Source organism: Shimia thalassica, assembly GCF_001458215.1.
GTDB classification, from domain to species: Bacteria; Pseudomonadota; Alphaproteobacteria; order Rhodobacterales; family Rhodobacteraceae; genus Shimia; species Shimia thalassica.
The window spans coordinates 208,815-226,828 of sequence record NZ_CYTW01000002.1; the positions used below are offsets into that span (position 1 = coordinate 208,815).

At 57.2% G+C, this 18,014-nt stretch carries 17 protein-coding genes; 10 read left to right on the top strand and 7 right to left on the bottom strand.

Translation table 11 applies throughout. From position 1 onward, the window contains the following. The 6 genes from napG to PH7735_RS10955 all read left to right on the top strand — a co-directional run bounded on the left by napG (position 1) and on the right by PH7735_RS10955 (position 3,897). Entirely contained in the window at positions 1–864 is an 864-nt protein-coding gene (napG, locus tag PH7735_RS10930) for a ferredoxin-type protein NapG (protein WP_058311408.1), read from the top strand. After that, entirely contained in the window at positions 861–1,784 is a 924-nt protein-coding gene (gene napH, locus PH7735_RS10935; RefSeq protein WP_058311409.1) for a quinol dehydrogenase ferredoxin subunit NapH, read from the top strand. Before napG ends, napH begins: the two co-directional genes overlap by 4 nt. A 22-nt stretch (positions 1,785–1,806) precedes the next feature. Further along, the gene (locus PH7735_RS10940; RefSeq protein WP_058311410.1) at positions 1,807–2,247 is read left to right on the top strand and encodes a nitrate reductase cytochrome c-type subunit; all 441 of its coding nucleotides are present in this window, start codon (positions 1,807–1,809) and stop codon (positions 2,245–2,247) included. 32 nt (positions 2,248–2,279) lie between these two features. After that, positions 2,280–3,005 (top strand): NapC/NirT family cytochrome c, encoded by a 726-nt coding sequence (locus PH7735_RS10945; protein WP_058311411.1) that lies wholly within the window; start codon positions 2,280–2,282, stop codon positions 3,003–3,005. 4 nt (positions 3,006–3,009) lie between these two features. Continuing rightward, positions 3,010–3,267 carry a hypothetical protein gene (locus tag PH7735_RS10950; RefSeq protein WP_058311412.1) on the top strand — a complete coding sequence of 86 codons (258 nt, stop codon included), beginning with the start codon at positions 3,010–3,012 and terminating at the stop codon, positions 3,265–3,267. A gap of 132 nt (positions 3,268–3,399) precedes the next feature. Beyond that, positions 3,400–3,897 carry a DUF2478 domain-containing protein gene (locus PH7735_RS10955; RefSeq protein WP_058311413.1) on the top strand — a complete coding sequence of 166 codons (498 nt, stop codon included), beginning with the start codon at positions 3,400–3,402 and terminating at the stop codon, positions 3,895–3,897. Between the two features lie 37 nt (positions 3,898–3,934). Here PH7735_RS10955 and PH7735_RS10960 read toward each other — a convergent pair whose 3' ends face one another. The 4 genes from PH7735_RS10960 to PH7735_RS10975 all read right to left on the bottom strand — a co-directional run bounded on the left by PH7735_RS10960 (position 3,935) and on the right by PH7735_RS10975 (position 7,866). Next, positions 3,935–5,866 carry a DUF3604 domain-containing protein gene (locus PH7735_RS10960; RefSeq protein ID WP_058311414.1) on the bottom strand — a complete coding sequence of 644 codons (1,932 nt, stop codon included), beginning with the start codon at positions 5,864–5,866 and terminating at the stop codon, positions 3,935–3,937. A 113-nt stretch (positions 5,867–5,979) separates the two neighbouring features. After that, on the bottom strand, positions 5,980–6,927 hold the full coding sequence (locus PH7735_RS10965; RefSeq protein WP_058311415.1) for a Hint domain-containing protein: 948 nt from the start codon (positions 6,925–6,927) through the stop codon (positions 5,980–5,982). Then, positions 6,928–7,431 (bottom strand): toxin-activating lysine-acyltransferase, encoded by a 504-nt coding sequence (locus tag PH7735_RS10970; RefSeq protein WP_058311416.1) that lies wholly within the window; start codon positions 7,429–7,431, stop codon positions 6,928–6,930. Between the two features lie 123 nt (positions 7,432–7,554). Continuing rightward, positions 7,555–7,866 carry an ETC complex I subunit gene (locus PH7735_RS10975; protein ID WP_058311417.1) on the bottom strand — a complete coding sequence of 104 codons (312 nt, stop codon included), beginning with the start codon at positions 7,864–7,866 and terminating at the stop codon, positions 7,555–7,557. A gap of 553 nt (positions 7,867–8,419) precedes the next feature. On the opposite strand from PH7735_RS10975, the gene kynU reads away from it, so the two are divergent. Next, entirely contained in the window at positions 8,420–9,613 is a 1,194-nt protein-coding gene (gene kynU / locus PH7735_RS10980; RefSeq protein WP_058311418.1) for a kynureninase, read from the top strand. Here kynU and PH7735_RS10985 read toward each other — a convergent pair. Further along, positions 9,589–10,281 (bottom strand): IclR family transcriptional regulator, encoded by a 693-nt coding sequence (locus PH7735_RS10985; protein ID WP_058311419.1) that lies wholly within the window; start codon positions 10,279–10,281, stop codon positions 9,589–9,591. The genes kynU and PH7735_RS10985 overlap by 25 nt on opposite strands. An 84-nt stretch (positions 10,282–10,365) precedes the next feature. Here PH7735_RS10985 and PH7735_RS10990 point away from each other — a divergent pair, with 84 nt between their 5' ends. Beyond that, positions 10,366–12,672: a cytochrome P450/oxidoreductase gene (locus tag PH7735_RS10990; protein WP_058311420.1), complete on the top strand. Its 2,307-nt coding sequence runs from the start codon at positions 10,366–10,368 to the stop codon at positions 12,670–12,672. On the opposite strand, the gene PH7735_RS10995 is transcribed toward PH7735_RS10990, so the two are convergent. Together PH7735_RS10995 and PH7735_RS11000 are read right to left on the bottom strand one after the other, a co-directional pair. Beyond that, positions 12,667–13,326, bottom strand: coding sequence for a TetR/AcrR family transcriptional regulator (locus PH7735_RS10995; protein WP_058311421.1), 660 nt, complete (start codon positions 13,324–13,326; stop codon positions 12,667–12,669). The genes PH7735_RS10990 and PH7735_RS10995 overlap by 6 nt on opposite strands. Before the next feature lie 2 nt (positions 13,327–13,328). Continuing rightward, the gene (locus PH7735_RS11000) at positions 13,329–14,471 is read right to left on the bottom strand and encodes an acyl-CoA dehydrogenase family protein (protein WP_058311422.1); all 1,143 of its coding nucleotides are present in this window, start codon (positions 14,469–14,471) and stop codon (positions 13,329–13,331) included. Between the two features lie 139 nt (positions 14,472–14,610). Here PH7735_RS11000 and PH7735_RS11005 point away from each other — a divergent pair, with 139 nt between their 5' ends. Both PH7735_RS11005 and PH7735_RS11010 read left to right on the top strand, forming a co-directional pair. Further along, positions 14,611–16,383 (top strand): acyclic terpene utilization AtuA family protein, encoded by a 1,773-nt coding sequence (locus PH7735_RS11005; RefSeq protein ID WP_058311423.1) that lies wholly within the window; start codon positions 14,611–14,613, stop codon positions 16,381–16,383. Beyond that, a complete protein-coding gene (locus PH7735_RS11010) occupies positions 16,383–18,005 on the top strand; it encodes an acyl-CoA carboxylase subunit beta (protein ID WP_058311424.1) in 1,623 nt (540 codons plus the stop codon). Before PH7735_RS11005 ends, PH7735_RS11010 begins: the two co-directional genes overlap by 1 nt. The last annotated feature ends 9 nt before the right edge of the window (positions 18,006–18,014 follow it).

Genomic DNA, 18,014 nt, shown 5'->3' on the forward strand with positions numbered 1-18,014 from the left:
ATGTCCGCCGCCAAAAGCAAACCCAAGTCGATGGATCGACGCCGCTTCCTTCAGGATGCTGCGCGCGGTGCAACGGGGTGCGCAGTGGCGGGCATCGCCCTCTCTCAATTTATCTCGGATGCGCGGGCTTTGCCGGCGCAAGCCATCCGTCCACCCGGCGCACTGGACGAGAACGACTTTCTGGCGGCCTGCATCCGGTGCGGCCTGTGTGTGCGGGACTGCCCTTATGACACGTTGAAACTGGCCGAGTTGGGCTATGACGGACCGGCAACCGGAACGCCATTTTTCACCGCTCGCGATGTGCCATGTGAAATGTGCGAGGACATCCCTTGTGTTGTGGCCTGTCCGACGGGGGCTCTGGATAAGGGGCTAACCAATATTGATGATGCCGATATGGGGTTGGCGGTTCTGATTGATCAGGAACGATGCCTGAACGCGCTGGGCCTGCGCTGTGACGTCTGTTACCGCGTGTGCCCCGTCATCGACGAGGCGATCTCCCTTGAGCGGCGCCATAACGAACGCTCGGGTCATCACGCCATTTTTATGCCGGTTGTGCATTCTGACAAATGCACAGGTTGCGGCAAATGTGAAAAATCCTGTGTCTTGCCGGGAGAGGCCGCCATCAAGGTCTTGCCCCGCCGTCTTGCCATGGCCGAGGCCGCAGACCACTACAAATTGGGCTGGGAAGAGAACAATCCGCTGGTCGATGATCTGATAGATTTGCCTGATCGCTTGCCCGGTCCCGGCACGGATAACCTTGTTGCGCCCGGCGGATATGCACCCGACGCGCTGCCTGATCCCAACATGGATGGCGGGTTCACCCCTTCATTCAACCTTCCGGGTACGGGGGCGACAAAGCCATGACCGACAAAACCAAACTTGCCGTCGGCCAAGAGGCCATCGAGACTTTCGGTTGGCTGCGGGCGCATCGGTTTTTGCTGCTGCGCCGCGCGTCGCAAGCGTTCTTCCTTGTCTTGTTCCTTCTGGGGCCCTGGTTTGGCATTTGGTGGGTCAAAGGCAACCTGTCTGGATCTTTGACGTTCAACATCCTGCCTCTGACCGATCCCTTTATTGCGCTTCAGGGGCTGATGGCGGGGCATTGGCCCGAACTGACGGCCCTGATCGGGGCGATCATCGTTGGCGCCGTGTATGCGCTGATCGGTGGGCGTGTCTATTGCAGCTGGGTCTGCCCGATCAATCCGGTCACAGACGGCGCCCATTGGGTGCATGACAAACTTGGCCTGCAAAAGGGTTGGCAACCCAAACGCACCACCCGGTTCTGGGTGATGGGCATGGTTCTGGTTGCTTCGGTCGCAACAGGCACCATCGCATGGGAGTTCGTCAATCCAATCAGTATGCTTCACCGCGGTTTGATCTTCGGGATGGGTTTTGCATGGACCTTTGTCATCGCGGTCTTTCTGTTCGACGTGTTTGTATCGCGCCGTGGATGGTGCGGGCACCTGTGTCCTGTTGGGGCGTTTTACGGGCTGCTGGGCAGCAAATCCGTTGTGCGCATCTCGGCTGTGGAGCGCGCGGCCTGCGACGACTGCATGGATTGCTTCGCCGTGTGCCCCGAAATGCAAGTCATCACCCCCGCGCTGCGGGGCAAAGAGGGCGACACGCCTCTCATTCTTTCACCCGATTGCACCAACTGCGGTCGCTGTATCGACGTCTGCGCCATGGACGTTTTCAAATTCACCACCCGTTTCGACGACACACACGCTCCGGCGCGTGAGCAACGAAAAAGAACTCAACCTGCAACCGGGGCCAGCAAAGCCGCCTGAGCAAGCAACGGAGTATAAACCAATGAAAAAACAAGCCTTCATCAGTGCCATAGCCGCAACGGCCCTGTTTGCCGTCGCCAGCTTTGCGATTGCCCAGTCCGCATCTGTCCAGAGTTTGCGAGGTTTGGACATCGAAAGTCAGAACGTCGTCGAGGACGTTTACAAACAGGACAAACAACGGTTCACCCGAAACTATCGTCAGCAGCCGCCGCTGGTGCCGCATTCGATTGATCAATACCAGATCGATCTCAACGCCAACCAGTGTTTGCGTTGCCATGACTGGACCACTGCGGGTGACCGTAATGCCCCGACACTGTCCATGACCCACTATCTTGATCGCGAGGGCAATCAGCTTGACCGTGTCGCCGGCACGCGCTGGTTCTGTAACCAGTGCCACGTCCCACAGGTCGATGCGCCTGCCTTGGTCGACAACACCTTTGAGGCATCAAGCGGAAGCAACTGATCCTGCTGGATCCCTGTGCGAGGAAAACGACAATGACACACTCCAACTCACCGGAACCGCGCCCGGGCTTTATCCGCCGCATCTGGAACTGGTTCTGGACGCCAACTGCGGTGCTGAGCACAGGCTTTGTCCTGATCGCGGGTTTCTTGGCTGGTATCCTGTTCTGGGGCGGGTTCCACTGGTCGATGGAAATGACCAACACCGAGGAATTCTGCACCGGTTGCCACACCATGGAAACCAATTTGGGCGAGTATCGCGAAACGATCCACTATAACAACCACTCGGGTGTGCGTGCGATCTGTTCGGACTGCCATGTGCCCAAGGAATGGAACCACAAGGTCAAAGCCAAAGTGATGGCCGTCAAGGACATCTATCATGAATTGATGGGCACGATTGATACGCCGGAAAAATACGAGGAACACCGGCTTAAAATGGCGGCCCAGACTTGGAAAAAGATGAAACAGTCCGACAGCCGCGAATGCCGGAACTGTCACAACTTTGACTACATGGACTTTACCATTCAGGAAAGCCGCGCCGCGACAGAACACCAGCGTGCTATCGACAACAACATGACCTGCATCGATTGCCACCAGGGCATCGCGCACCGTCTGCCCGAAGGGTATTTGAAAGAATACAAACGTGTCGTGGACGAGCTGGACATGACCCCCAAATCAGAAGCGCAGAAAGATGCAAAGATCGATGTCGATGGCATCCGCAGCTTTCTCAAAATGACACCCTCAGAAAACCACGGAGGCTAAGGGCATGCTGAACTTTCTAGGAACCGTTGCCGGCAACGTCCTGAGCCTTCCGGGCATCTTGGGGCTGGCGCTTGGCATGACAACCCGAAACGTTTTCCTCGCGTCGGCGATGGGCGGGGCAGTCGGCATTTTCGAAACGCTGATCTTTGCCAAGTTCCAGATGGCGAATGTGGATATGCTCGAGTTGTCCGTCGCCGTCGCCATTGGTGTTCTCGCCGGTGTGGTTGGCTGTGCGATCCGCATCAAAGGGACGACCGTCTAGGCGCGCCGCCCTTAACCCCTTCAGAGCCTCCCTTTTAGGGGGAGGCTCACTCTCAAACTGACAAAGACCAACGGGCGCAGGGCAGATCGCAATGGATCTTGTCCCCCCGCGACGTCGAACAAGGACCTTCCCATGAAAATTGCCTACACTCTTGCGCCGGGACGCGGGGAAACAAATCTTGTCTTGTTGGAATTGGCCAAGGATCTTGAAAAGTCCGGCAAGCGGCTGTGCGGTACGGTTCAGGTCGATACCGAGCGTGAAAAAGACCATCACTGCGATATGGACGTGCTGGTTCTGCCGGACGGCCCGACCATCCGGATTTCCCAGTCTTTGGGGCGGGAATCCCGTGGGTGCCGCCTGAACCCCGACGCCTTGGAAAACGCGGTTGGGCTGACCGAGGCCGAGTTGGAAAAGGACGTTGATGTTCTGATCGTCAATAAATTCGGCAAACACGAGGCCGACGGGCGCGGATTTCGCGGGGCCATTGCCCGCGCTCTGGAAAAAGATGTGCCGGTGCTGGTTGGAGCGAACAAGCTCAATCTTGATGCATTGCGCAGCTTTTGCGCGGACGAGGTGGAAGAGCTTGCTCCGGATTTGGAAACCCTGCGCACATGGGTCGTTTCGGCCTGACGTCCGGCTATCGGCAATCCGCTTTATTGAGCGCCATTCATTCGTCCGGCGTGTGCCAGATCGGTGAAGAATAGGCGCGCTCTTGTGTGATCAGTTTGACCTCGGCAGGCATCTCGACACCAAACCGGACCGCATCATATGCGGGCCAGCGCGGAGTCGGGATTTCGATCACACGTGCATAGTAAAAAGCGTGTTGGGCCGCGTCAAAGTCGGGATCAGTCCAGACCGTGCCCAACTCGGCCGTCCCGATATCGTTGGTCCACGTCGGGCCTGCCAAATCAACGGTGTTTCCAACGGGGGGAAGTTTGCCATCATCGCCTTGCTGGCGCGCATCGCTCCATACGACATCATACACTTTTTCTTGGGTCTCGCCCTGTTGGTCGACCCAGCCTTTGACAATTTGAATCCGGTCCAGATTGGCGCCAACCGGATCGCGCATGGCGTAGACCAGGAAATTCGGGGAGGCCCCATCTGACGCGACAAGATCGCCGCCCATTGGAATACCTTTCGAGTATCCAACACGTGCCAGATCCCGCGTTTTGATGTCTTCGGCGGAAAAGTCATAGCCCCCAAAGAACCGCAGTGTAATGCGCGGCCCTGTTGTGGAATAGACTTCGCGCCGCTCCATGGCGTCAAATATCGCGGCGCGTGTGTTTGAGGTGGCCCAGACGGCTGTTGGTCCCGGCGTTGCGTATTGCCAACCTTTATAGCCGATATCCAACTCGGTGTTGGCTTTGGCTTCGCTGGCCGCTCGTTTCGGGCTGGGTTCCATCCATGCAAAGGCCCCGAAAAAGTTGTTGTCGTCCTGCGTTGTCAGGCCCGTATGAATGTCCGAACCGCCCACAAAGCCCAATTTGAATGGGTTGGTGCCGTTCTCTGCCCCCATGGCCAAGCCGTTCTTCAATGTCTCGCGCACGTATTCGGTTGCCAGCATTTCTGGTGTTTTGGGGGCGGACAGGTCCAGATTGCTCCAGTCCCACAATTCATAATCGGCAAAATCATCAGCGGGTGACAGCATCGGGTGCGCCTCGCTGGTGCCTTTGGTCTGGTTGATCTCAACCAGACGTTCCCATGTCGAACGGGTTTTCAGGTATTCGGGATCAAAGGCTTCGCCATCGCGGAAGGTGTCGTTCAGCGCAAACATGATGCCATTGGACAGGTTGGGGTTATGCGGAATGGCAAGAACATCGCCGCCTGTTGTGTCCTCGTAATTCTGCATCCACTTCCACAGGTCGCGCGGGTTGGGGCTTCCTGCGGGAGGGGCCATCAGGAAAGGAACGACTTGAAGGGCGCGTTCGGGACCGTCCCTGAAAATCACGTTGCGATGCAGGTTGTTGCCCTCGGTCAGCGAGGTCCACTCATAGGCGATCATGGTGGTGAACCTGTGCGGGTCGTTGAATTCTTCCGCAGCATGGACCAGATCGCGCCATGTGTTGTCATATCCTGCGCTGCCCGGTTGATACAGCAACGCCTCTGACAGGGTGCCTTGCGAGAACTGCGCGATCAGATCAATGGACGCTTGCTTTGCGTCTTCGCCGCCCTTGGCAAAGGCTTCGTGAAACGCCTTGCCCTGCGCATCGGCCATTATGTTCGGCGCACCTTTCATAATGTCCGTGATGACGCCCATACCGTCGGTGTGTTCGGTCAGCATGTAAAAATCAAACGGGCGTGAAAGCTTTACGGGTTGGCCGGTGTTCGAATTGACCTGCTCGCCGCGTGCGAACCGGTACATGTCCCTTGGCATCAGGGACGTGCCGCCGCCACCTGCGTCTGCGGACAAGGCGGAATGCACATGCGTGTCGCCAAACAGAACCTGATCCGGAAAGCCACGGTCCGCATTAGGAGAGTAGGGGCGCCCTTTCAAAACAGTGGCGGCGTCTTCTCCGGTTGGGGCGTCTTGTGCAATCGCGACAGAGCTTGCCCCCAAAAGCAAAATTGTTGAAACGAAAGTGGTAACACGCAATTTCATGACATTTCCTATGACAGGCGTTCCGCTCAAATCTGTAACAACGCTGTTTCACGGGGCCGAGGGACTTGGAATATGAACGAGCATTGCCCCCATTTCCTGTCATTGCAATAAAATTAGAGTGTGTCGCCCCCGCAGAACAGGACCTTTGGCTCCTCAAATGAAAGGCGATCGCGGATCAAACGGGCCTCATAGGCGCGCAGGCTCATCCGGGCGGTGCGGCCATAGGATTGCGGAAGAGTGCGCAGGTCAGGAAACAGTGTGAACAGTTCGTCTTGTTGGGATGCCTCAAGCCGATCGAGACCAATATCTCCAGGAAAGAAGCTTTCACTTGCGCAGCCATTGCTGGTGATCACCTGATGACAGTCGAACAGGATATGGAAATACGTGACCTCGTCCGCGGTGCCTCTTGTGATTGTATCGCCATTCACGAGATGGGACGCGGTGCAAAGAACCTCGCGTTCGCCGAACAAAAGGGACGTTTCCGCGCGGGCAATCACAACGCGGTGTTGCGGCGATAGCAAAAGGTCGCGGTCCGGAATGCCGGGACCAAGCGCATGCGCGGTAAGGCGTATGGGCTGAAATTTCTTGCCAAATTCCGTTTGCGTGAGATCCACACGTGCGCCGGCAATCCATCGGATCGGCTGCGGGCCATCGTCCCGGGTTAGAACAAGGTCTCCGATCTGCAACGTCTCGACGGGCCTTGGGCCAGAGGGGGTATTGATCAAAGTGCCGCTCACAAAACACGGCGGATCGGTGGCACCATTGATCGTAATGGTAACGGTCGAACCACCCGCATTCGAGGTGACGTTGAACACTTCGACCAGCGTATCACCATCCTCAAGCTCTTCGATGTCCGGATGGTCATTGAGCGCGGTGTAAGTCCAGTTGCCATCGACATCGATCACCAGAGAACTGCCATAACTGCCCGAGATGGTTTCGGCAGTCCATTGGCCGGCATCACTTCCCAGCAAATAGTCGATGTCCCCGGTGGTGGTTAACAGGCCGCCAACAACGTCGCTGTCTTCGGTGACTTCGCCGGTATCTGCAACGGGAAATCCCATCTAGGCCCCCGATCCCGGCAGGCGATGCCATGTTTTGATCCGGCCTTTGACGACCGTACCGTCACCACGCACCACTTTGCGTACATGTCCCTTGGCATCCAGGCGCGCAAAATAGAAAGGTTCTTCAGGGGGCGATCTGGCGATGTGTTTCGCAACAACAAGACCTTGGCCAAAAGGCGCAATCAGATCCAGAAACCAGAGATTGGATCCGCTGGTCCATTCGTCTTGGGTGGGCGGTATGCGATCCCGCAAAAGCCGTTCGCTGACCGTGTCGCTGAGACGGGCCCAGATCAATGCCGCCGCCGTTTTTCCCATGTCGTTCTCAAAAAAACGCACACAACCCTGATTCAGTGCCGGATGAAAAATGCGGGCAAGCGCCATTGCAGAAAGGTGTTTATGAACAGGGCAAAACCCTGCAAGAAAGTGCAACTTTCCAAGGGAAAGAAGTTCGTCGTCGGATGGACCGACCGCACGCACTGGCGCGATGTCTGAATGGCTGCTCATTCGTATGCCTGCCTGCCCACTTTTTGGGGCTTGGCGACATTTTACATCAGAGTGATTCGCGTGTCAAAAAAGCAAAAAGCCTCCCGCAAGGAAGGCTCTCATTGGTCTCGCAACTTGAACAGATTAGTGGGTCCAGGGACCTTTGCGGCTTGTCGCAAAGTTTTCACCATAGCCGCCCATGCGGATATTGGGCTTGCGCTTGTGCGGCTCTGTCACCTGCGCTTCGATGCCGTGTTCCTGTGCGTATTCAAGGGCGGCTTCCTTTGTGGGAAAGCGCAATTTGACCTGCGTCTGGGTGTCGCCTGAACTGGTCCATCCCATCAGCGGATCGATATCTTTTGCTTCGGAAGCCGTGTATTCCAGAACCCAAGTCTTGGTTTTGGCCGCGCCTGAAGTCATGGCATTGCGAGCGGGCTGATAGATACGCGCGAACATGTCAAATCTCCTTGATTTGAGACTGTTATCAGGCATTCACGCGCTTAGGGCAAGCTTCGAAAGCGTCGCAGGTCACGTGTTGGGAAATAGAACCGCAAGCAGCCTTGACTACCGATCAAACCACGGGGAGCGAGGGGTGTAAGTGCGGCCCGCCAGTAGTCAAGTTCTGCTGCTTGCACGTTGAGGATACAGAGCATTTTTTGCGATTGGCAAGGCGCATTAACGATTTATTTCGCACCTGCCGCATTTTCTTTTTGAAAGTTGCTCAGGCGGATAGGTGCTTTTACCAATTCGCAATTCTGGTCGAAAAAATACTGTCTAAAATGATAGGTTTTACCTGCAGTTGACGTAAGGGGAAACTTGCGAAACGAGAATCAATTCGCAGAATATTTACCCTTTTGCGATCCGGCTGGCCGCGTTTGGCCGGATTGGTCATGGTGTCGGCAGGTGCGATCTGCCCATTCCGGTTCAAATTTTTCCTCAATGGATCCGTCTGGACAATTGTGCCTGCAAATGCTGTCGTCCTGTTTCACCAAAAAAGAAAGCGATCCCCATGTCTGTGTCACTGCCCCGAAAAGAGCTTTTTGATCTGCCAGAGGGGGTGATCTATCTGGACGGAAATTCCTTGGGCGTTTTACCCAAAGGGGCGGCGGCCCGTGCCCAAGAGGTGATCGTGGATGAATGGGGCGGACAGCTGATCAAGGCGTGGAACACTGCCGGCTGGATGGATTTGCCGCGCAAGGTCGGCAATCGGATCGCGCATCTAATCGGTGCCCCAGAAGGTTCGGTCGCGACCGGAGATACGCTCTCGATCAAAGTGTATCAGGCCCTGGCCGCGGCCCTCAGAATGCGACCCGACCGCAAGGTTGTGTTGTCCGACAACGGTAACTTTCCCAGCGATCTTTATATGGCGCAGGGGCTGATGGACACGATTGGAAAAGGGTACGCGTTGCGCACGCCTGCGCCCGTGGATGTCATGGAGGCCATCACGGAAGACGTTGCCGTGGTGATGTTGACCCAAGTGGATTATCGCACGGGCCGCATGCATGACATGCAGGCCATCACCGCGCGTGCCCATGCGGTGGGGGCGGTGATGATCTGGGATCTGGCGCATTCTGCGGGGGCCGTGCCTGTCGACATCTCGGGGTGCGGGGCTGAATTCGCGGTGGGGTGCAGTTACAAATACCTGAACGGCGGGCCGGGGGCACCGGCCTTTATCTATGTCCGTCCCGATCTTGTCTCCGATATTCAGCCTGCGCTTGCCGGATGGTTGGGGCACGACGCCCCCTTCGCGATGGAATTGGCCTATCGGCCCGCCATGTCGACCGAGCGGATGCGCGTGGGAACCCCGTCCATTTTACAGCTTGCCGTGTTGGATCACGCGCTGAAGGTGTGGGAGGGCGTGACACTGGACGAGGTGCGCGCGGCGTCCATTGAATTGAGCGACCTGTTCATCGCCGAAGTCGAAGCAAGATGTCCTTCGCTGGTTCTGGCCAGCCCCCGTGATCCGAACGTGCGCGGATCACAGGTGTCGTTTTCGTTTGATCATGGATACCCCGCAATGCAGGCCTTGATAGATCGCGGCGTGATCGGTGATTTTCGCGCACCAGACATTATGCGTTTCGGGTTCACGCCTTTGTACATCGATAAACAGGACGTATTGAATGCGGCCCGTATTGTCGAAGAGGTCATACTGGGCGAAATCTGGCGCGAGGCCAAATATCAGACGGTGTCCCGCGTGACCTGAGCCGCGCCTGTCAGCAACGCTGACAGAGCCCTGGCGCAGGATTTAACCGTGTCGATAGCCCGGTCAACATCGAGGTCTTCCATCGCGACCACTCCGACGCTTGCTTCATACGTGCCGCCGCCAATGGGGCAGGCGACGCCAATCGCCCCTTGTTGCAGCGCACCCTTGGTCAGGGAGAATCCCGAGGTGCGCGCTTGCGTCACCTCGGGTGGTTCGCCGTCGGCGGGGGGGCGTCCTGCCAGTATGGCAATGCCTGCAGCACCTTTGGAAATGGCGTGGGTGCTGCCCACGCGATATCCCACACGGATCAACACGTCTTCGGGTTCGGATACGAGGATTGCCGCACATTTGTCTTGCTGTGCGACCGAGATAAACGCCGTGGCATAGGCTTGGCGCGCAAGCTGGTCGAGCAGGGGCCGCGCGCGACGGCGAAACTGTGGCTCAAACCGGCGTTCCAGTCCCAGCACCGCAGCCCCCAGCACGAGCTTTCCGTCTTGGGGAAGGCGCAAGACCATGCCGTGCTGCTCGAGCGTGGCGACAATGCGATAGGCAACGGCGCGGTCGACCTCGAGATCCAGCGCCAGATCAGCAACCGAAATGCCGTCGGCACGACGGGATACAATGTCCAGCGCGCGCAAGCCGCGATCCAATGTCTTTAAGGTGCTCATAGGGGCCTATCCTTGACTCTGCGATAAGAGTCACAGACTGTGCGATAAAAGTAAAGAGTCGTGCGATAAAAGTCTGGAGTTTGCATGTCCACATCTTCCTGTCCTGTCGATCACGGGCGCTCGCCCACCGGCTGTCTTGTTTCCGAGAAGGCCGCCGCTTTCAATCCCTTTGCCGGGGAATACCAGCTTGATCCGGCCGAGGCGCTGCGCTGGGCGCGTGACGAGGAACCTGTCTTTTATAGTCCCGAACTCGGCTATTGGGTGGTGACACGGTACGAGGATGTAAAGGCGGTGTTCCGCGACAACATTTTGTTTTCCCCTGCCAATGCGCTTGAGAAAATCACACCGGCCCCGCCGCAAGCCGAAGGCATACTGGCCAAATATGGGTTCAACATGCAGCGCACCATGGTCAACGAAGACGAGCCGGACCATATGGCGCGGCGGCGTTTGCTTCTGGATGATTTCCTGCCAGAGAATTTGGCCAAGCATGAACCAGAGGTGCGACGGCTGACGCGGCTTTATATTGACCGGTTCATCGACCGTGGGCATGCCGACCTTGTTGCGGATATGTTTTTTGAAATTCCGCTGACGATTGCGCTGCATTTTCTGGGGGTTCCCAACGAGGGCGCGGAAGAGCTGAAAAAGTTTGCCGTCGCGCACACACTGAACACCTGGGGGCGGCCCACCGAGGCCGAACAGCTAGTCATCACGGAAAATGTCGGTCGGTTCTGGCAGACCGCCAACCGTATTCTGGACGACATGTGGGCTGATCCTACGGGCGAGGGATGGATGTATGAAACCATTCGCCAGCATATCAAACATCCCGACATCGTGACCGAAAGCTATATGCGCTCGATGATGATGGCCATTCTGGCTGCAGCCCACGAGACAACATCCAATGCAACCGCGAACGCGTTTCTGACGCTTTTGTCCAACCGTGACGCGTGGGAGGATATCTGCGAAAACCCGTCCCTGATCCCAAGCGCGGTCGAAGAATGCCTGCGGGTGGCAGGATCCATCGTGGCGTGGAGACGTGTCGCAACCGCACCGGCCACAGTGGGCGGCGTCGATATTCCCGAAGGCGGGAAGCTGCTGATTGTTATGGCAAGCGCCAACAAGGACCCTCGCCATTGGGAAAATCCGGACGAAATTGACATCTATCGTGACAATGCCGCCGAACACCTGACTTTTGGCTATGGTGCGCACCAATGTATGGGAAAAAACATCGGCCGCATGGAAATGCGTGTCTTCGTCGAAGAGTTCGCCCGCCGCCTGCCGCATATACACCTGAGCGAAGGACAAGATTTCGAGTATCTGCCCAATACCTCGTTTCGCGGACCAAAGGCATTGTTGGTTGATTGGAACCCAGAGCAAAACCCCGAGCGGCAGACCCCGTCCATTCTGGAGGGCGGGCAGACGTTCCGCATCGGCGCCCCGATCAAAGAGGATATCCTGCGCCATGTCGTGATCCAGGACGTGCACGATATATGCGAGGACGTGATACATGTGACGTTGAAAGATCCACGCGGCCGGGCCTTGCCCCTTTGGACGCCGGGGGCGCATATTGACCTTATTTCGGGCACCACACGGCGCAAGTATTCGCTTTGCGGTCACCCCAAGGACACATCGACATACAGTTTGTGTATCTTGCGTGACCCTGAAGGGTGCGGAGGGTCCATGCATTTCCACGAGACCCTCAAGGCGGGACAAACGGTGCAGATTGCGGGGCCGCGCAATCACTTCCGGTTGGACGAAAACGCCGCCGGATATGTGTTGATTGCAGGCGGCATCGGGATCACGCCCATCCTTGCCATGGCGGACCGGTTGAAGGCCTTGGGCAAACTATACGAGCTGCATTATTGCGGTGCGACACGTGATCGAATGGCATTGCTCTCACGCATCGAAGCCGACCATGGCGATGCACTGACTCTCCATATTGGGGACGCAGGACAACGGCTTGATCTGGCGTCTGTCGGGCAATCTCTGGCCGGACGACAGCTTTGGTGCTGTGGCCCAGAACGGATGCTGGCAGAGCTTGAACAGCTATCAGCCGACTGGCCCGAGGGCACAGTTCATGTCGAGCATTTTTCAGGGGGGGCATCGGTGCTTGATCCCGAAAAGGAACACGCCTTCGAAGTCGAGCTGCGCGACAGCGGGTTAACTCTTTCTGTGGCACGAGACCAAACTGTTCTCGAGGCCTTGTCTGCGGCGGGCGTCGATGTGCCCTGTGACTGCAATGAAGGCCTGTGCGGCACCTGTGAGGTGTCTGTTGTCAGCGGCGACATCGATCACCGCGACAAGGTTCTGAGCGCGGCCGAGCAACAGAAAAAAGATCGCATGATGGCGTGTTGCTCTCGGGCGAAAGGCAAAAAACTGGTGCTTGGCCTATAGCTTTTTAAGCTGGGAAACGGCGTCTTCTAACCGTGCGATCGCATCGTCCAAGGGGGCCGGCTTTGTGGTGGATCTTGTATATGTGGCGCGAAACACGGTCATCAGGTTGGTGATGCAGTCTTCGCTTGATTTGGCTCTATCGAGGAAGACAGACCGCGACGAATGTTCAAGCGTGCCAAAAAACAGGTCACGTGCCACCCACAGCGGAACATCGCTTTGAATGTCGCCCCGGTCACAGGCCCGCGTAAACATGTCGTCGAAAATGCGCACATAGGAGCGGATCATGTCCACCGGCGCCTCAAATCCCAAATGCTGAACCCGCATGGCAAGGTTCAGATCAATATAGTCGATATCTTCGTGATAGGCCTTTACGTGGAAGCGGGCGAATTGTTCTAACTGTTTGAAAAACGGCAAAGAAGGATCAACGGTTTCTTTTGCCCGCAAGGTCAATCGCGACCAATAGTCATTGATAACAGCGCGCACCAGATCCTGCTTGGTTTTGTAGTAGAGATAGATCGTGCCTTCTGCCACGCCAGCCTTGCGCGCGACTTCGGCGATGCGCCCTTTTTCGTAGCCCGAAGAGGTAAAGACATCGCGGGCGGCCTCCAGAATGGCCTGTTCGCGCGCTTCCAGCTTTTGTCGTTTTGTGACCATCTTCAAAGCCCCATCTGGCGCACGGCAAGATCGCGCATGATTTCTTCCGAGCCACCGCCAATGGCCATGACTTTGACCTCGCGATAAATGCGCTCGACTGGATGCCCGCGCAGATAGGCCGCGCCACCGACAATCTGCATGGCTTCGCTGGCACAGAACTCTAACGCTTTCGAGGTGTGGAACTTGGCTTTGCTGATTTCAGCCACGGGCATGTCCGCATTGTGCACGGCCCAGCAGATCTGGCGCAGATAGGCCTCGCAGGTGTCGATCCGCACGGAGATTTCCGCGATCTTGTGGCGGATGACCTGCGCCTTGATAAGCTTTTCCCCGAAGGTTTCGCGTTCCTGTGCCCAAGAGATCGACTCGTCAAGGCAGACTTTCATCATGCCGATACACTGGGCAATCATTGCGATGCGTTCGAAATTGAAATTGTTCATGATGGCGAGAAATCCGCGGTTCTCTTCGCCGAGCATATTTGTCGCCGGAACGCGGCAGTCATCAAAAAACAGCGAGGCCTGATCGGAAGCCCACCAGCCCATTTTCCGCTCGAGCGCCGTGCGGGAAAAACCGTCGGCTTCGGCATCAACCAGAAACAAAGAGATGCCGCCCAATCCCGGCCCACCCGTACGGGCACCAACAACAAAGTGGCTTGCCGTCATGCCCCCCGTGATAAAGGCCTTTGAGCCGTTCAGAACATAGTGGTTTCCATCCTTGCGCGCCGTGGTTTTGAGATTGGCCACATCCGAGCCCCCGGAGGGTTCCGTGATCCCGAGGGCCGAACCTTTGCGGCCTGCCACGATGTCGGCCAGAATACGGTCTTTGATCTCGGCATTGGCCAGATCATGGATGGGGCCGATTGAGATCACGCGCCCCCCTAGCGCGGCAAGAACTCCGCCCGCGCCGCACTTTGCCATTTCCTCGTTGAATGCGGCCCGCAAAAAGGCGTCTTCGCCGCCCATCCCGCCATAGTCTTCGCTGACGCCAAACCCGAACACGCCAAGGGCGCCAACTTTCTGGTGAAGCGCCCAAGGGATTTCTCCGGCTTCGTCCCATTGACCCACGAAGGGCGTGATCTCGGCCTCGACAAAACGGCGCACCGTTTCACGGAAGGCGGCGGTCTCTTCGGTTTCAAACGGATTTTTCATGGTTCTGATCCTTTTGGAGGTCGATGCGAAGGCAAAGTTCCGGCACGTCACAAACAGTATGTGAGGTTGACTCATAAATGCTGAGTAGTGTTCATTCAAGCGAACAACGATGTGACGCGACGACGGAAGGATCACGGCGATGACACAAAACACCATCCGCATTGGTGGCGCTGCCGGTTTCTGGGGGGAATCCGACATGGCGCTGCCCCAGTTGTTGAACGCGGGTGGTCTGGACTTTGTCGTGTTTGACTATCTCGCGGAAATCACCCTGTCGATCATGGCGCGCCAGCGTGCAAAAGACCCCTCCAAGGGGTATGCGACCGATTTCGTCTCTGCCGTTATGGCCCCGAACCTTGACGAGATTGCCCGACAGGGGGTGCGGATCATATCCAACGCGGGTGGCGTCAACCCCGAGGCCTGCGCCGCCGCGTTACGTGACTGCATCAAGGAAAAGGGATTGTCGTTGAGCGTGGCTGTGGTCACGGGCGACGACCTGATGCATCGCCAGTCGGACTTTGCGGATGTGAAAGAGATGTTTTCGGGCGCACCTTTCCCCGAAGGGATCGCCAGCATCAATGCCTATCTCGGCGCATTTCCGATTGCATGCGCGCTGGATGAAGGGGCGGACATCGTGATCACGGGGCGCTGTGTTGACAGTGCCGTCACCTTGGGGGCGTGCATCCATGCCTTCGGGTGGGGGCGTGCCGATCTGGATTTGCTGAGTGCAGGGTCGCTTGCGGGCCATATCCTTGAATGTGGGCCACAGGCCACGGGCGGCAATTTTACCGACTGGCAAAGCGTTTCCGAGGATCTTGTGAACATCGGATACCCCATCGCGGAAGTCGACAAAGACGGCAGCTTCATTTGTACCAAACCTCCTGGAACCGGGGGGCAGGTATCGGTCGCTACGGTTGGCGAACAGATGCTCTATGAAATTGGTAATCCTGCGGCATATGCTCTGCCGGATGTGATCTGCGATTTCACCCACGTCACGTTGGAGCAGATCGGGACAGATCGCGTGCAAGTGTCTGGTGCCAAGGGCCGCGCCGCGCCTGCGCATTATAAGGTCAGCGCGACCTATGCCGACGGGTTTCGCGCCGGAACAATCGCCTTTTTCCAAGGTGAGCGGGCCGCGGACAAGGCGCGTGTTTTTGCCAATGCCGCGCTTGCCCGTGCGCGTGCGAAGCTGAAGGCCCTGAAAGCACCTGATTTCAGCGAAACCCTGATCGAAATCACCGGCGACGAAAGCTGTTACGGGGTAAACGCGCGGACGATCGAAGCGCGCGATATCGCGGTCAAGATCGCGGTGCGGCATCCGGACATGCGCGCGGCGGGCCTTTTGATCAAAGAACTGACAGGCCTCGCATTGGCGACACCACCGGGCCTCAGCTTTTTTGGGGGCGGGCAATCACGGCCATCGCCTGTGATCCGGCTGTTTTCGTTTTTGACCCCCAAATCCGAGGTGCCTGTCAGAATTTTCTTTGCAGATCGCGTATTCGAGATGCCTGTCGAAACAGGGCAGGCACCCGAGATAGCGCCGTCTTTTGCGCCAGCCGCTCCGGCAGGTACGGCCGACACCCTGCGCCCTTTGTCTGATCTCGCTGTCGCACGATCCGGAGACAAAGGTGACAAGGCCAACATCGGGATTTTGCCGCGCAAGCCCGAGTTCGCCCCGTGGATTTGGGTCGCCTTGACCGAAGAAAGCATCGCCCGCCAGTTTGCCCATTTTCTGCAAGGAGAGGTCGAAACCTTCTTTCTGCCTGGCACAGGCGCGATGAACATTCTGCTGCATGATGTTCTGGGCGGCGGAGGAATGGCGTCCTTGCGCAACGACCCACAGGCAAAAACATATGCGCAACTTCTGCTGCAGACGCCGGTGCCTGTACCGAAATCATTGATGGAGGCCATGTGATGGCAGTTTTCAAATCCGGTGTTTCGGTCTCTTCCGACGCATTCAGCAAAAACCGGCAGGACATGTTGTCTTTGATCGCGGACCTGCGCGACCTTGAAGCGCGCGGGCCAGCCTTGTCTGCCAAGCGCAACGAAACCTTTGCCAAACGCGGGCAGATCAATCCGCATGACAGGGTTGCGCGCCTTCTTGATCCGGGTATGCCGTTTTTACAGCTGCACGCGCTTGCCAACTACTTGTCTGAGGACATTAACCCCGCGACTTCTGTCCCCGGTGCCAGCATCATTTGCGGAATAGGCTTCGTAAATGGAGTGCGCGCGATGATCTGGGCCGATGACAGCGGCATCCGCGCGGGATCGCTGGTCGAGGCGTCGCTGGACGTCATTCTCAGCCTGCAAGAGATCGCCAAACGTCAGAACCTGCCATTGATCCACCTTGTCGAGAGCGCAGGTGCGAATTTGATGGGCTATAAGGTCGAGTTCTTTGTGAATGGCGGCGCGATGTTCCGAAACCTTGCCCAGATGAGCGCTGCCGGTGTGCCAACTCTGGCCGTCTTGCACGGCCCTTCTACGGCTGGGGGGGCCTATATGCCGGGCATGTCGGACTATGTCATCGGCGTGAAAGAAAACGGGCTGGCCGCATTGGCAGGTGCCGCGCTGTTGCATGCGGCGACGGGTGAGCAGGCAGACGAAAGACAGCTGGGCGGGACCGAGATGCATGCCAGCCAATCCGGATTGGTCGAGTATCTGGCAGATGACGATGCCCATGCTTTGTCCTTGGCACGGGACGTTGTGGGACGGTTCAACTGGAATACAAGCCAGCCGCCTTTGCCGCGCCAACCGTTTGTTCCGCCGGTCTATGATGCAGAGGAACTGGCCGGTGTGGTGCCTGTGGATCATCGCTCGCCCTATGACGTGCGCGAGGTTCTGGCGCGTGTGGTGGACGGTTCGGACTTTGAAGATTTCAAACCCCGTTACGGGGCAAGTTTGGTGTGTGCGCAGGCCTCGATCATGGGACTGGGTGTGGGGATCATCGGCAACAACGGCCCCATTGATCCGGCAGGTGCCACAAAAGCAGCCCAGTTTATTCAGCTTTGTGATCAAGCCGGCTTGCCGCTGGTCTTTTTGAACAACATCACGGGCTACATGGTTGGCACTGAATACGAACAGGCAGGCATGATCAAACATGGTGCCAAGATGATTCAGGCCGTCACCAACGCACGTGTCCCCAAGATTGCCATGTATATCGGCGCCAGCTTCGGGGCTGGAAACTATGGTATGTGCGGCTATGCCTATGATCCCGATTTCCTGTTCTCGTGGCCCAACGCCGCCATCGGGGTGATGGGCGGCGAACAGGCTGCCAAAACCATGAGCACCGTCGCGCGAGCCGGTGCGATGCGCAAAGGCGCCGATCTGGACGAGGGCAGACTCAAAGCGCAGGAAGACGCCATAACCGCGCATTTCACATCTCAGGAAAGCGCTTTTTACGGATCAGGCAGGTGCCTTGATCACGGGGTTATTGATCCGCGCGATACACGCAAAGTTTTGGGATTTGCACTTGAAACCGTGCTGGAGGGGCGGGCGAGACAGCTTTACCCCAACAGCTTTGGTGTGGCACGGATGTAAGGGGCTATC

Bases quoted from the DNA above. Each gene is read 5' to 3' on its own strand.
- napG (WP_058311408.1), top strand. From the start codon at position 1: ATGTCCGCCGCCAAAAGCAAACCCAAGTCGATGGATCGACGCCGCTTC.
- napH (WP_058311409.1), top strand. From the start codon at position 861: ATGACCGACAAAACCAAACTTGCCGTCGGCCAAGAGGCCATCGAGACT.
- PH7735_RS10940 (WP_058311410.1), top strand. From the start codon at position 1,807: ATGAAAAAACAAGCCTTCATCAGTGCCATAGCCGCAACGGCCCTGTTT.
- PH7735_RS10945 (WP_058311411.1), top strand. From the start codon at position 2,280: ATGACACACTCCAACTCACCGGAACCGCGCCCGGGCTTTATCCGCCGC.
- PH7735_RS10950 (WP_058311412.1), top strand. From the start codon at position 3,010: ATGCTGAACTTTCTAGGAACCGTTGCCGGCAACGTCCTGAGCCTTCCG.
- PH7735_RS10955 (WP_058311413.1), top strand. From the start codon at position 3,400: ATGAAAATTGCCTACACTCTTGCGCCGGGACGCGGGGAAACAAATCTT.
- PH7735_RS10960 (WP_058311414.1), bottom strand. From the start codon at position 5,866: ATGAAATTGCGTGTTACCACTTTCGTTTCAACAATTTTGCTTTTGGGG.
- PH7735_RS10965 (WP_058311415.1), bottom strand. From the start codon at position 6,927: ATGGGATTTCCCGTTGCAGATACCGGCGAAGTCACCGAAGACAGCGAC.
- PH7735_RS10970 (WP_058311416.1), bottom strand. From the start codon at position 7,431: ATGAGCAGCCATTCAGACATCGCGCCAGTGCGTGCGGTCGGTCCATCC.
- PH7735_RS10975 (WP_058311417.1), bottom strand. From the start codon at position 7,866: ATGTTCGCGCGTATCTATCAGCCCGCTCGCAATGCCATGACTTCAGGC.
- kynU (WP_058311418.1), top strand. From the start codon at position 8,420: ATGTCTGTGTCACTGCCCCGAAAAGAGCTTTTTGATCTGCCAGAGGGG.
- PH7735_RS10985 (WP_058311419.1), bottom strand. From the start codon at position 10,281: ATGAGCACCTTAAAGACATTGGATCGCGGCTTGCGCGCGCTGGACATT.
- PH7735_RS10990 (WP_058311420.1), top strand. From the start codon at position 10,366: ATGTCCACATCTTCCTGTCCTGTCGATCACGGGCGCTCGCCCACCGGC.
- PH7735_RS10995 (WP_058311421.1), bottom strand. From the start codon at position 13,326: ATGGTCACAAAACGACAAAAGCTGGAAGCGCGCGAACAGGCCATTCTG.
- PH7735_RS11000 (WP_058311422.1), bottom strand. From the start codon at position 14,471: ATGAAAAATCCGTTTGAAACCGAAGAGACCGCCGCCTTCCGTGAAACG.
- PH7735_RS11005 (WP_058311423.1), top strand. From the start codon at position 14,611: ATGACACAAAACACCATCCGCATTGGTGGCGCTGCCGGTTTCTGGGGG.
- PH7735_RS11010 (WP_058311424.1), top strand. From the start codon at position 16,383: ATGGCAGTTTTCAAATCCGGTGTTTCGGTCTCTTCCGACGCATTCAGC.